Below are 12,871 nucleotides of genomic sequence, written 5' to 3' on the forward strand. Positions count from 1 at the left end.
ACTGCTGCACTCATCGCCTGCCGGACGAGACGATCCGTTCCGTGTGGCTCGCCGCCACCCACGGCGTCCTCGACCCGCACGAGCACGGCCCGGAGCCGGCACTAGCCACCCCGGCCTGGCCGGAAACGTCCTCAGGTCGCCACGGAGACGATCCCATTCACTTGAACGAGTGAATATTGGGGACGGTGTATTGACTGGGGATGCCGAGGCGCCCCGGATGCCGTAGCCGTGGGGCATGAGTGTTCTCGGCGAATGGGATCGATGGCTGTTCACGCGGGTGGCCGCGGCACGGGTGCCCGGCGCGGATCCGGCGCTGCGACGGCTCAGCCGCTCCGCCGATCACGGACGGCTGTGGCTCGGCACGGCGGCCGGCCTCGCGCTCGTCGGGGGCCGGGCGCCCCGCCGCGCGGCCCTGCGGGGCGTGGGCTCGCTCGCGCTCGCCTCGCTGAGCGTCAACACCGTCGTGAAGTGGAGCACCCGGCGGCCCCGTCCGCTGCTGGAGCACGTGCCGTCGATCCGGCATCTGAAGCGCCAGCCCCACACCACCTCCTTCCCCTCCGGCCACTCCGCCTCGGCCGCGGCGTTCGCCACCGGAGTGGCCCTGGAGTCGGCCGGATGCGGCGCCCTGGTCGCGCCGTTCGCGGCCGCCGTCGCCTTCTCGCGGGTGTACGTCGGGGTGCACTACCCCGGAGACGTGCTGGCCGGTATGGCGATCGGTGTCGCGGCCGCCGCGCTCACCTGCCGCTGGTGGCCGCCGCGCCCCGCGCTCCCGGCGCGCGAACGGCCCTCGGTGTACGCCCCCGCGCTGCCCGATGGCGAAGGACTCGTCGTCTTCGTCAACACCCCAGCCGGGACGGGTGCGCCCGGCACACCGTTGCCGCCCGCCCAGCGGCTGCGCGACCTGTTGCCGCGGGCCGAGCTGGTCGAGCGTGGCCCGGACGACGACTTCGCCACGCTGCTGGAGCGGGCGGTGGACAGGGCGGTCGAGCGGGCCGGGGCGGCGGGCGGTGTGCTCGGTGTGTGCGGGGGCGACGGCAGCGTCAACGCGGCGGCCCGCGCGGCGGCCGGGCGGGGGCTCGCACTCGCGGTGTTCCCGGGCGGCACCCTCAACCACTTCGCCCAGGACGTCGGCGTACGGGATGTCGAGGACACCGCCGCCGCGGTCGCGCGGGGAGAGGCGGTGGCCGTGGACTTCGGCGTGGCGCGGTCGGAGGCGGCTCACGAGGTGCGGTTCCTCAACACCTTCAGCATCGGCCTGTACCCCGAACTCGTGCGGATGCGGGAGCACTTGGAGCAGCGCTGGGGCACGTGGCCGGCGGCGGCCGTCGCCCTCGTCCGGGTGCTGCGCACCGCGACCCCCGTGGAAATGAGCGTCAACGGACATCACCGGCGTCTGTGGCTGCTCTTCGCGGGCAACAGTCGCTACGAACCCCAGGGCTTCGCTCCCGCCTACCGGCCCCGCCTGGACGACGGGCTGATCGATCTGCGCCTGATCGACGGCGAACACCGGCTCGCCCGCACCCGGGTGATCGTCTCCGCGCTCGCCGGCACGCTCGGCCGGTCCCGGGTCTATGGAGCGGAGGCGGTTCCATGGGTCGAGCTGGCGGAGCTCGGAGGTACGGACACTCTCGCGTACGACGGTGAAGTCACGCCCGCGCCACCCGGGTTGAGGCTGGAGAAGGAGCGGCGGGCGCTCGTCGTGTACCGGCCCTCCGTAGCACGGAACGAGCTGGTCCAGCAGGGCCGGCCGGCCGCCGTGGCCGCCCGCCGCCGCAGACGTGGGAGGGGCCGCCGTCTCCCTGCAGACGGCGGCCCCTCGGCCTGGGGGTGATCACACGGGACTTACATGTGGACGGCCCGCACGGCGTCCGGGTCCGCGTCCAGGGTTCCGCGGCGGTAGAGCAGGAAGGCGATCACCGCGCCCGCGGCGAAGAAGCCCGCCGACCACCAGAAGGCGGTGGTGTAGCTCTCGATCGTGGCTTGCGCCCGGACCAGCTTGCTGGTCGCGTGCTTGCCGGCGAGATAGCTCGTCGCGGCGCTCGCGGCCAGCGTGTTCAGCAGCGCCGTACCGATCGAACCGCCCACCTGCTGCATGGTGTTGACCGTCGCGGAGGCGACACCCGCGTCCTCCGCCGCGATCCCGCTGGTGGCCAGCGACATGGCGGGCGGCATCACGATGCCGAGGCCCGCGCCGATCAGCAGCAGCTGCGGCAGAACGGCGGTCGAGAAGTCGGAGGCGACTGCGATGCCGGTCAGCCAGGCCATGCCGCCCACCGCGATCGCGAAGCCCGCCGGGATGACGACCTTCGGACCGATCCGCGGCACCAGGATGGTGGTGGAGACCTGGGCCATGACCATCAGGGCCGCCATCATCGGCAGGAACGCCACACCTGTCTTGGTGGGGCTGAAGCCCAGGTTCAGCTGCAGGTAGTAGGTGAGGAAGAGGAAGACGCCGAACATGCCCGCGCCGGTGATCAGAACGGTGACGAAGGACGCGGCACGGTTGCGGTCGAGCAGCACACGCATCGGCAGCAGCGGGTGCTCGGCGCGCGTCTGCCACCAGCCGAACGCGCTCAGCAGGAGGCCACCGGCGATGAGGAAGCCCCAGGTCTGGGGTGAACTCCAGTCGTGCGTCTCGGCGTTGGAGAAGCCGTAGACAAGGGCGAAGAGACCGGAGGAGACCAGCAGCGTGCCCGGCAGGTCGAGCTTGGAGTTCGCCGCGTCACGGTGATTGCTCAGCAGTACCCAGCCACCGGCGAAGGCGACGACCGCGAAGACGAGGTTGACGAACAGCGTCCAGCGCCAGTCGAGCGCGTCGGTCAGCACACCGCCGAGCAGGAGGCCCACCGCACCACCGGCGCCGGCGATCGCTCCGTAGACGCTGAACGCCTTGGCGCGTTCCTTGGCGTCGGTGAACGTCGTGTTCAGCAGCGAGAGCGCGGCGGGCGCGAGCAGCGCGCCGAAGACACCCTGCAGGGCGCGCGCGGTGACCAGCATCCCGAAGCTGGTGGAGGCGCCGCCGAGCACCGAGGCTCCGGCGAATCCGGCGATACCGATGAGGAAGGCGGGCTTGCGTCCGAAGAGGTCGGCGATGCGTCCGCCGAGCAGCAGCAGGGAGGCGAAGGCCAGCGAGTACGCCGTGACGATCCACTGCCGGTTGCCGTCGGAGAAGCCGAGGTCCGCCTGGGCGGAGGGGAGGGCGATGTTCACGATGGTGGCGTCGAGAACCACCATCAGCTGCGCGATGCCGATGATCGCGAGGATCCACCACCGCTTCGGCGATGGAGTGGACGAACCGTCCGCGGTGCCCTTGCGGGCATCTTCGGTCAGGGTCTGGGACATGGGAGAACCACTCCAGGGAAGTCGCTCAGGGTTACGGGAACATAAACGAAACTGTTTCGTACACCTCGAGATTAGAGCACTGTCAGCGAAACGGCAACGTTTCGCTGGGTGTGGCGGGTGAGGTGGGCGTCACGGTGATGGCTGATGCGGGCCGGCTTCGCGGCATGCATGCCTTGACGGGAATATAACCGTCACGGCATATTGGAGCCATGTCCGACGCCACCCTCTGGACCGCTCTCGCCGACCCCCACCGTCGTGCGATCGTCGCGCTGCTCCTGGAGCGCCCGCGGCCGGTCGGAGAGATCGTGGAGGCGTGCGGTCTGAGTCAGCCGAGCACGTCGAAGCATCTGCGGGTGCTCCGGGACGCGGGCCTGGTGCGCGTACGACAGGACGCGCAACGCCGTGTCTACGCCCTCGACCCGGCCCCGATCGCCGCACTCGACTCCTGGCTGACCCCGTACCGGAAGCTGTGGAACGCGAGCCTGGACGCCCTCGGCCGCCGCCTGGACGGGACGGCGGGGGAGCCGTCGGACACCCCGGAAGACCCCACTCCTAAGGACTGAGCCACATGTCCGCCGAACCCACCGCGCTCACCGGCATCTACCTCACTCTCGACGACGGCCGCCCCGCCGTCCGCTTCAGCCGCACCTACGACCACCCCGTCGACCGCGTCTGGCGGTTCGTGACCGACCCGGACGAACTGGTCGAGTGGTTCCCGTCCCGGGCGGAGATCGAGCTGCGCGCCGGAGGCACGATCAGGTTCAGCGGCGACCCGAACATGCCCGAGTCCACGGGCCGGGTCCTCGCCGTCGACCCGCCCCGGCACCTCTCCTTCGAGTGGGGCGCAGACGAGCTCCGCTTCGACCTCGACGCCCTGGACGAGAAGCGCACCCACTTCACCCTCACCCACGTCCTCGCGGCCGAGAACACCGCCGCCCGCAACGGCGCGGGCTGGGAGGTGTGCCTCGCCGCCCTGGACGCGAAGGCCCGCGGCGAGCGCGTCGAGGGCCCGCACGCCGGGGCCACCGCACCATGGAAGGAGATCTACGCCCGCTATGTCGAGGCCGGGGTTCCCTCCGGTGCCCCGGTGCCGGGAATGGACTGACGACGCCCCCAGTGGGCGGCCTTCAGGCCAGCTGCCGTCGCACCAGTTCGTGCAGCCGCCCGCCGGTGTCCGCGAGGAGGTGCGCGGGCGGGCCCTGCTGGGCGACCCGGCCGTCCTCCATCACGATGACTCGGTCGGCGTCCATCACCGTGGACAGCCGGTGCGCGATCACGATCCGGGTGGCGTTGAGCGCCCGGGTGCTCTCGATGACCGTGCGCTGGGTCTCGTTGTCGAGTGCGCTGGTCGCCTCGTCGAAGAAGAGGATGCGGGGCCGGCGGATCAGCGCCTGGGCGATCATCAGGCGCTGGCGCTGGCCGCCCGAGACCGCGCCGCTGCCGGAGACGATGGTGTGCAGCCCCATCGGCATCCGCTTGATGTCCTCGGCCAGGCCGGCCATCTCGGCCGCCGCCATCGCCTCCTCGGGCGTGTACGGCTCGGTGCCGCAGATGCAGTCCAGGACCGAGCCGGTGAACGGCTGCGCGTGCTGGAGCACCACACCGCACTGACGGCGTACGGCGGACTGGTCGAGTGCCCCCAGGTCCTGCCCGTCATAGAGCACACTGCCCGAGACCGGCTTGTCGAAGCCGATCAGCAGCCGCAGCAGCGTGGACTTTCCGCAGCCGCTGGGGCCGACGATCGCCACGAACTCGCCGGGCTTGATGTCGAACGACACGTCGTCCAGGACCAGCGGGCCGTCGTCGGCGTACCGGAAGGACAGCCGCCGGGCCTCGATCGCGCCGGACAGCACCCCGGGGCGGGTGCTCGCGACCCGCACCTCGGGCGTGGCGTCGAGCACCGGCTTGATCTCCTCGAACATCGGCAGTGCGGCAGCCGCGGACACGAACGCGCCGGTCACCTGGGTGACCGAGGTCAGCAGCATCGTCATCGACGTGCTGAAGGTCAGGAAGTCGGCGGCCGACAGCGAGCCGCGCGCCGGACCCGCGAGCAGCATGAACATCAGCAGCGAGCACAGCGGCAGGTAGACCGCGCCCATCACCGTGGTGAGGTTCTTGATGCGGCCGACCTTCTGCTGGAGCTCACGGCTGCGCGCGAACTCGCCCGCCCAGGCGGCGTACGCGTAGTTCTCGGCCGCCGCGACCCGCAGCTTGGGCAGGCCGCGCAGGGTCTGGAACGCCTGGTTGTTCAGCTTGTTGCTGAGCACGACCAGCCGGCGCTGCCAGCGCACCTGCCACAGGCCGAGCCCGAGGAACGCGGCCGCGATGACGACGAGCATGCCGATCGCGGCGAGCGCCATCGGCACGCTGTACCAAAGGAGCAGCCCCAGGTTCATCGCGCCGACCGTGCCCGCCTGCGCGAGCGTCGGTCCGACGCCCGCGAGCAGGCGGCGGATCGCGCTGATGCCCATGGCGGCGCTGGCCAGCTCACCCGTCGAGCGGGACGTGAAGAACTTCGTGGGCAGCCTCAGCAGCCGGTCCCACACGGCCGGTTGGAGCGTGGCCTCGATCCGCCCCTCCATCCGCAGCAGCGTGAGGTTCTGCAGCAGCATGAACGCCGCCGACACGATGCTGGTGACCATGATGGCCAGACAGACCTGCACGATCAGGCTGTGCTGGGCCTTGGGTACGTACTCGCCGAGCACCTTGCCGGTGGCGATCGGCACCAGCGCGCCGATCGCGACGGTGACGAGACCGCTGATCGCGAGGTTGCGCAGATCGCCACCCGTGCCCCGCAGGCAGAAGCGCAGCAGCCGCAGCGGGCTCAGCTTCCGCTCGGGCAGCGGACGGTAGAACATCACGGCCCGCGGCTCGAACTCCGGCGCGTTGGCCTTCTCGACCGGGGTCTCCCGGCCCGACGACGGCTGTACGGCCACGTATCCGCCGCGCCGCCACAGCAGCGCGACCGGGGAGCCCGACACGGCACGGTGGCCCACCAGCGGGCCGATGTTGTCGCGCCACCAGCGCCCGTCGAGGCGTACGGCACGGGTACGGACGCGCGAGGCGAGCGCGATCCGCTCCACCGGGTCGAGCCGGTCGCTCTCCGTGCCGCTCTGCGCGGGCTCGGCGAGGGTGATCCCGGACGCGCGGGCGACCAGCTTGCAGGCCGCGTACGTGGCGTCCGCGTCGGCCGCCGTCGGGCGCTTGGACGACTTGCCGATCGACGCCAGCAGAGTCCGGTCGGCCTGGGCACGGACGGCCTCGCCCGCCTTGATGCCCGCCGCCGTACGGTCCTCGTGGCTGGCCTCCAACTGCTCGATCCAGCGGTCGAGGGTGGACAGCAGCCGGTGCTGCTGGCTGACCATGCCCTGCCAGACACCGGAGTCCATCAGCAGATCGGCCGCCGCCTCGGCGCCGTACAGGGAGCCGTACTGGACACTCCCGGGCGGCACCTGCATCCAGAAGACGTCGTCGTCGGTGAGCGCGGCGGCGTTCTCCGTGGCCATCGGCGCCTGGAAGAGTATGGAGAGGCTGCGGCCGACGCCGAGGGCGAGGGCGTACTCCAGCGGGCTCGACGTCGGCGGTACGTACTGGGGGTTGCCGTACGCGTCGTAGGACCAGGTCTGGGTGTCCACAGGCTGGTACAGCTCGCGCAGCACGATCCGGCGCACCACGCAGTCCCGCAACGGCCGCCCCACGAGGGTGTGTTGGGGTCCCGCGACGGGGCCGAGCAGCAGGGAGCCCGCTTCGAGGCGGCCGAGGTGGTGCCAGTGGCCCTGCTGGACGGCGTCGACCGCGAACAGGTCCATGGCGCCCGCCGCCACCAGCCAGAGGACCTGCGGTCCTTCCAGATCGAGTCGGCCGAGGCCGGAGCAGTCGACCGGCGTACCCATACCGCCGAGCGCGCCGAGGACGAGGTCTTCCTCGCGCGCGCCCTCGTGAACCGTGGTCATCTCATCGCTCCTTGACCAGCTCGGCGTACGGACCGCCGGCTGCCACCAGGGCGTCGTGCCGCCCGCGTTCCACGATCGTGCCGTGCTGCAGCACGACGATCTCGTCGCTGTCGCGCACGGTGCTGAGCCGGTGCGCGATCACCACACAGGCGCAGCCGCGCTTGCGCAGGTTGTCGATGACGGTCTGCTCGGTCTCGGCGTCCAGCGCGCTGGTCACCTCGTCGAGGACCAGGATGCTGGGCCGGCGCACCAACGCCCGTGCGATCTCCAGGCGCTGACGCTGGCCACCGGAGAAGTTGCGGCCGTCCTGTTCGACCCGGCTGTGGATGCCACCGGGGCGGCGCGTGACGACGTCGTACAGCGCCGCGTCCTCCAGCGCCGCGACCACGGCCTCGTCGGGGATGGACGGATCCCACAGGGCCACGTTGTCGCGGACCGTCCCCTCGAAGAGGAACACGTCCTGGTCGACGAAGGAGACGGAGGCGGCGAGCGCACCGCGCGGGATGTCCTCCAGTCGCTGTCCGTCGATGCGGATCGCACCCTCCCACGGGGCGTACAGGCCCGAAATAAGCCTGGAGACCGTGGACTTGCCGCTGCCCGAGCCGCCGACCAGGGCCACCTGCTGGCCGGGGCCGACCGTCAGCGAGAAGCCGGTGAGCAGGGGTTTGTCGAGCGGGCTGTAGCCGAACGTGATGTTCTCCAGCTCGACATGGCCCTGGAGCCGGCGGGTGGACTCGCCGCCGCCGGAGCGGGCGTAGAGCGGGTCGGTCTGGAAGTTCTCGACGTCCTTGAGCCGGGCCACGTCGGCGGCGAAGTCCTGGATGCGGCCCGCGACGCCGTTCAGCCGGGTGAGGGGCGCGGTGAAGCGGGTGACCAGGGCCTGGAAGGCGACGAGCAGACCGACGGAGATGTGCCCCTCGACCGCCCGCAGACCGCCGATCCAGAGAATCAGCGCGGAGTTGAGCGTCGCGAGGGTCGGTGCGACCACGCCCAGCCAGGCGCTCGGCACCCCGAGGCGCTGCTCCTCCTCCAGGGTGGTCGCGTGCTGGCCCGCCCACTTGCGGAAGTAACCGTCCTCCCCGCCGGTCGCCTTCATCGTCTCGATCAACTGGAGGCCCGTGTAGGCGGTGTTGGTGAGGCGCGCGCTGTCGGCGCGCAGCTTCGCCGTACGGGTCGCGCGCAGCCGGATCACCACGCGCATCGCGACCACGTTGAGCAGCGCGACCCCGATGCCCACGGCCGTGAGCTGTGGGTCGTAGGTGTAGAGGAGCACCGCGTACAGGACGACCACGATCGCGTCCACGCCGGCCGCCGCGAGGTCGCGGGCCAGGGTCTCGGCCACCGCGTCGTTCGACTGGAGCCGCTGGACCAGGTCGGCCGGGCTGCGCTGGGAGAAGAAGGTGACGGGCAGCCGCAGCAGATGGCGCAGGAAGCGTGCGCTGGAGAGGGTGGAGGAGATGATCCGGCCGTGCAGCAGGTTCGCCTGCTGCAGCCAGGTCAGCACGACGGTCAGCGCCACGCAGGCGCCCATCGACGCGAACAGCACGCCCAGCAGCGAGGTCCGGCCGCCGATCAGATACGTGTCGATGTAGGTCCGGCTCAGCGCGGGCACCGCCGCCCCGACCGCGACCAGCAGCAGGCTCGCCAGCACGGCCGCGGGCATCGTGCCCGAGGTGCCGCGCAGCCGGGCCGGCATGGCACCCAGGACGCCAGGCTTGCGGCCGCCCCTGCGGAAGTCGGGCCCCGGCTCCATGACCAGCACCACACCCGTGAAGCTGGTGTCGAAGTCCTCCATCGGCACGAAACGGCGGCCCTTGCCGGGGTCGTTGATGTGCACGCCGCGCCGTCCGAAGCGGCGGCCCATGCCGTCGTAGACGACGTAGTGATTGAACTCCCAGAACAGGATCGCGGGCGCCTTCACCTCGGCGAGCGCGGCCGTGTCCATCTGCATGCCCTTGGCCGTGAGGCCGTAACTGCGCGCCGCCTTCAGCAGGTTGCTGGCGCGGGAGCCGTCCCGGGAGACACCGCACGCGATGCGCAGCTCTTCGAGGGGGATGTGCCGGCCGTAGTGGCCGAGCACCATGGCGAGGGAGGCGGCGCCGCACTCCACGGCCTCCATCTGGAGGACGGTGGGGGTGCGGACCGTCTTCCCCTTCGCCTTGGGGACCGTGCGCTTGGGCGGTGCGGGGCGGCGTCTGCTCCGGGTGTCTGGTGCGGTGGTCACGGCAGAAGCCAATCGACGGGACGCTGATCGGCCAGGCGGATCGAACCCGTGGCCAGGGTCATGGAGGCGAGCGCGAACGGCGGCCCGTCGGCCGAGGACCACTTCAGGCCACTCTTCGTCGCGGCGGAGCGGTCGAGGCGGACCAGGACGGCCACCGGCCTGCCCTTCTTGGTGAACTGTTCGCCGAGTTGGCTGTCACCGAGGAAGGAGGAGATCTGCTGGGGGGTCTGCACGCTCCGGCCGACCGCCTTCACATGGCCGCGCAGCACCCCGTACTGCTGGGTCGGCACCGACTGGACGGTGAGATCGACCGCGGCGTTCGCGGGGATGGTGGCGGCGCTCTCGGCGGGGACGTACACCGTCGCGTAGAGCGGATCGTCGGCGTGGGCGACCTTCTCCACGGCGGCGACGTTCGCACCGGTCGAGATGATCGCCCCGATGGTGGCGGCGAGCGCGGTGACGCGGCCGGCGGCGACCGTGCGGACGACGGCGGTCGTACCGCCCTGTGCCGTACGGACCTTGAGTACGGGCGCGTTCGCGGGCAGCCGTTCGCCCTCTTGGGCGACGACCTCGGTGACCTGCCCCGCGACGGGGCTCTGCAGGATGTAACTGCCCTCGCCGTGGGTGAGGACGGCGGGCGCGCTCACGGTGGACGCCACCGTGCCCGTCACGGCCCAGACGGACGCCGCCGCCATGACGACCACCGTCACGGACAGGGCGAGCCAGCCCTGGGGGCGGGCGAAGCGCACCGGAAGGTCGAGCTCTTCGGGCGACTGCAGCTTGGCGAGGGCCTGTTGGCGGAACTGCACGGGACTTCCCTCACCTGTTCGAGAGGTTTACGGCATCCGAGAAGTCCCGGAACCGGGGAGTGGTTCCGGGACTCAACGGCACTGAAACGCGATCAGAGACCGGCGACCAGGCCCGTGACCGGGGCGGTGTTGAGGCCGGTGACACCCTCGACGGTGCCGACAACCGTGTTGACCAGGCCGGAGACCGGGGCAACACCGTCGACCAGGCCGGTCACGGTGCCAACGGCGTTCAGCGACAGACCGCCGGAGACGTTGTCGAGGTCGGCGTCCGAGATCTCGGCGGTGGCAACCTGGGGGGTGGAGTTCATGAGGGAACTTCCCTTCGTATGGATATTCATAAGGGGGAGAGCGGCCCCCCTCTGGGGACAGATGACGGCCGCCACCGCGGGGGTGCGGCACCCGATTCCGGGCGCTGTGCGGCGCCCGTTCCCGGATGCCTGGCTGCGACCTCCGCGGTGCAACGGATCAAAGCACGCTCGCGGCGCACGCATCCAATCAACCGGGGCTCTCACCTGCGAACTTGAGCACGGCCGGGGTCCAACCGTGCAGGCGTGCGCACGTCTCGGAGGCCAGTTCTTCACATGCTGCACGGCATTGTTCCGTCCCCGCGCTTGTCGCCCCGCGCCCGAAAGGGACAGTCCCGCCGCAATGACGCGGAGGGGGGCGCGCGAGTGTGCAGATCTGCTGTCCGCCGTGACGCGCCTGCGTATTCGATGTGCAGATTCCCTGAAGCCGGGATTCCGTTCCTGTCGGAAGACGGACCGTTACTGGCCGGTAGCGGACCGTGTCGACTCCGTTCGGCCCGCACCACGTGCTCGGCCCGGCGGTGCCCGGACGGTACTTGCGTGGCACCGCTCTTCGCTCACTCGGTGTAAGGCCCGATTGGCTCGTATTTCATGCCTTTGGTCGAGCCAACTCTTCTCTTTCTTAAACACAGTTGAACAGCCCGCGCGGCTCACGCGTATCAACAGGCATCCAGGCGCCCCCTAGTCAGCCGCCGGACGGTGGCCTCGACCCCGTCCCCAGGAGGTCAAAGAGTTGAGTCACAAAAGGATTCCCAAGCGCAAGGCCGCCATCGCTGTCGGAAGCGTCGCGGCGCTCGGAGCGGCGGCCCTGCTGCTGCCCCACGCCAACGCCTCGCAGACCGACGCGAAGGGCGCCACTCCCAAGACGCTGAAGTCCGCGGACGCCTCGGACCTGGCCTCGCTCGTCGCCTCCCAGGTCGGTGACGCCTTCGGCGGCGCGTACTGGGACGCCGCGAAGCAGCAGGTCATCATCAATGTCGTCGGCAACAACAGCAAGGTCGTCAACACGGTCGAGAAGGCCGGCGCTGTTCCCCGCAGCGTCAACAACAGCCTGTCCACGCTCAAGACGGCTGCCAAGACACTGAAGTCCGACGCGACCATCCCCGGCACCGCCTGGGCGATCGACCCCAAGACGAACCAGGTCCAGGTCACCGCCGACAGCACCGTCACGGGTGCGAAGTGGGCCAAGCTGACGTCGACCGTCGACTCGCTCGGCTCCGGCGTGGCCACGGTCAAGAAGTCCGCCGGTTCGTTCAAGACGTTCGTGTCGGGCGGTGACGCCATCTTCGCCCAGACGGACGCCGGTGGCGTCCGCTGTTCCCTCGGCTTCAACGTCACAGCGAGCGACGGCGCCCCCGCCTTCCTGACCGCCGGGCACTGCGGTGTCGCGGCCAAGCAGTGGTCGGACTCGCAGAACGGCCAGCCGATCGCGACCGTCGACCAGGCCACCTTCCCCGGTGCCGGTGACTTCTCCCTCGTGAAGTACGACGACCCCAACACCCAGACGGCGAGCGAGGTGAACGTCGGCAACGGGAAGACCGTCCAGATCACCCAGGCGGCGGACGCCACGGTCGGTCAGCAGGTTCTCCGGATGGGAAGCACCACCGGTCTGCACGACGGCTCGGTCACCGGTCTCGACGCCACGGTCAACTTCCAGAGTGAGACCGACCCCAACGGCGTCGACACCGTCACCGGTCTCATACAGACCGACGTCTGCGCCGAGGCGGGCGACAGCGGCGGCTCCCTGTTCACCCAGGACGGCAGCGCGATCGGCCTGACCTCCGGCGGCAGCGGTGACTGCACCGTCGGCGGCGAGACCTTCTTCCAGCCCGTGACCGCCGCCCTCCAGGCGACCGGCGCGACGCTCGGCGCGGGTGGCGCCGCGGGTGCCGGCGACGCGAGCGCCGCGGCGACCGACCCGGCGGCCACGGACCCCGCCGCGACCGACCCGGCGGCGACCGACCCGGCGGCGACGGACCCGGCGGCGACGGACCCGGCCGCGACGGACCCGGCCGCGACGGACCCGGCGGCGACCGACCCGGCAGCCACGGACCCGGCGGCCACCGACCCGGCCGCGGGCGACCAGTCCGGGACGGGTAGCGACCAGTCCAGCACCGGTATGGACGCCGGCTCCGGCCTGGTGACCAGCACCCCGTGACACGGGTGACCACGAACCACTGACCCGGCCGTGCCGGCACGGCCCGGTCGGCAGTGGAAAGGGTCCGGCCCTCCGGCGGG

9 protein-coding genes are annotated in these 12,871 nt (G+C 71.0%); 4 read left to right on the top strand and 5 right to left on the bottom strand.

Annotated features, from left to right (window positions below):
* Nucleotides 1–235: 235 nt before the first annotated feature.
* The gene (locus ACIQTP_RS35755) at nucleotides 236–1,831 is read left to right on the top strand and encodes a bifunctional phosphatase PAP2/diacylglycerol kinase family protein (RefSeq protein ID WP_403407814.1); all 1,596 of its coding nucleotides are present in this window, start codon (nucleotides 236–238) and stop codon (nucleotides 1,829–1,831) included.
* A gap of 11 nt (nucleotides 1,832–1,842) precedes the next feature.
* On the opposite strand, the gene ACIQTP_RS35760 is transcribed toward ACIQTP_RS35755, so the two are convergent.
* A complete protein-coding gene (locus tag ACIQTP_RS35760; RefSeq protein ID WP_403407816.1) occupies nucleotides 1,843–3,342 on the bottom strand; it encodes an MFS transporter in 1,500 nt (499 codons plus the stop codon).
* Between the two features lie 209 nt (nucleotides 3,343–3,551).
* Here ACIQTP_RS35760 and ACIQTP_RS35765 point away from each other — a divergent pair, with 209 nt between their 5' ends.
* Together ACIQTP_RS35765 and ACIQTP_RS35770 are read left to right on the top strand one after the other, a co-directional pair.
* Complete coding sequence (locus ACIQTP_RS35765; RefSeq protein ID WP_403407818.1) at nucleotides 3,552–3,905, top strand: ArsR/SmtB family transcription factor; 354 nt, start codon at nucleotides 3,552–3,554, stop codon at nucleotides 3,903–3,905.
* 5 nt (nucleotides 3,906–3,910) lie between these two features.
* Entirely contained in the window at nucleotides 3,911–4,447 is a 537-nt protein-coding gene (locus ACIQTP_RS35770) for an SRPBCC family protein (protein ID WP_403407820.1), read from the top strand.
* 22 nt (nucleotides 4,448–4,469) lie between these two features.
* Here the strand turns inward: ACIQTP_RS35770 and ACIQTP_RS35775 are convergent, their stop codons facing one another.
* From ACIQTP_RS35775 to ACIQTP_RS35790, 4 genes are all read right to left on the bottom strand, one after another.
* Nucleotides 4,470–7,295: an NHLP bacteriocin export ABC transporter permease/ATPase subunit gene (locus tag ACIQTP_RS35775; protein WP_403407822.1), complete on the bottom strand. Its 2,826-nt coding sequence runs from the start codon at nucleotides 7,293–7,295 to the stop codon at nucleotides 4,470–4,472.
* Between the two features lies 1 nt (nucleotide 7,296).
* Nucleotides 7,297–9,519 (bottom strand): NHLP family bacteriocin export ABC transporter peptidase/permease/ATPase subunit, encoded by a 2,223-nt coding sequence (locus ACIQTP_RS35780; protein ID WP_402033034.1) that lies wholly within the window; start codon nucleotides 9,517–9,519, stop codon nucleotides 7,297–7,299.
* The gene (locus ACIQTP_RS35785; protein WP_403407824.1) at nucleotides 9,516–10,328 is read right to left on the bottom strand and encodes an HlyD family efflux transporter periplasmic adaptor subunit; all 813 of its coding nucleotides are present in this window, start codon (nucleotides 10,326–10,328) and stop codon (nucleotides 9,516–9,518) included. The genes ACIQTP_RS35780 and ACIQTP_RS35785 overlap by 4 nt, the downstream gene beginning before the upstream one ends.
* A 92-nt stretch (nucleotides 10,329–10,420) precedes the next feature.
* Nucleotides 10,421–10,636, bottom strand: a complete 216-nt coding sequence (locus ACIQTP_RS35790) for a hypothetical protein (RefSeq protein WP_054236564.1) — start codon at nucleotides 10,634–10,636, stop codon at nucleotides 10,421–10,423.
* Nucleotides 10,637–11,366: 730 nt separating this feature from the next.
* On the opposite strand from ACIQTP_RS35790, the gene ACIQTP_RS35795 reads away from it, so the two are divergent.
* The gene (locus ACIQTP_RS35795) at nucleotides 11,367–12,791 is read left to right on the top strand and encodes a S1 family peptidase (protein ID WP_403407826.1); all 1,425 of its coding nucleotides are present in this window, start codon (nucleotides 11,367–11,369) and stop codon (nucleotides 12,789–12,791) included.
* Nucleotides 12,792–12,871: the final 80 nt, after the last annotated feature.

Origin of the sequence: Streptomyces sp. NPDC090798 (genome assembly GCF_044768965.1) — a bacterium.
Lineage (GTDB): Bacteria > Actinomycetota > Actinomycetes > Streptomycetales > Streptomycetaceae > Streptomyces.

Bases quoted from the DNA above. Each gene is read 5' to 3' on its own strand.
- ACIQTP_RS35755 (WP_403407814.1), top strand. From the start codon at position 236: ATGAGTGTTCTCGGCGAATGGGATCGATGGCTGTTCACGCGGGTGGCC.
- ACIQTP_RS35765 (WP_403407818.1), top strand. From the start codon at position 3,552: ATGTCCGACGCCACCCTCTGGACCGCTCTCGCCGACCCCCACCGTCGT.
- ACIQTP_RS35790 (WP_054236564.1), bottom strand. From the start codon at position 10,636: ATGAACTCCACCCCCCAGGTTGCCACCGCCGAGATCTCGGACGCCGAC.
- ACIQTP_RS35770 (WP_403407820.1), top strand. From the start codon at position 3,911: ATGTCCGCCGAACCCACCGCGCTCACCGGCATCTACCTCACTCTCGAC.
- ACIQTP_RS35775 (WP_403407822.1), bottom strand. From the start codon at position 7,295: ATGACCACGGTTCACGAGGGCGCGCGCGAGGAAGACCTCGTCCTCGGC.
- ACIQTP_RS35760 (WP_403407816.1), bottom strand. From the start codon at position 3,342: ATGTCCCAGACCCTGACCGAAGATGCCCGCAAGGGCACCGCGGACGGT.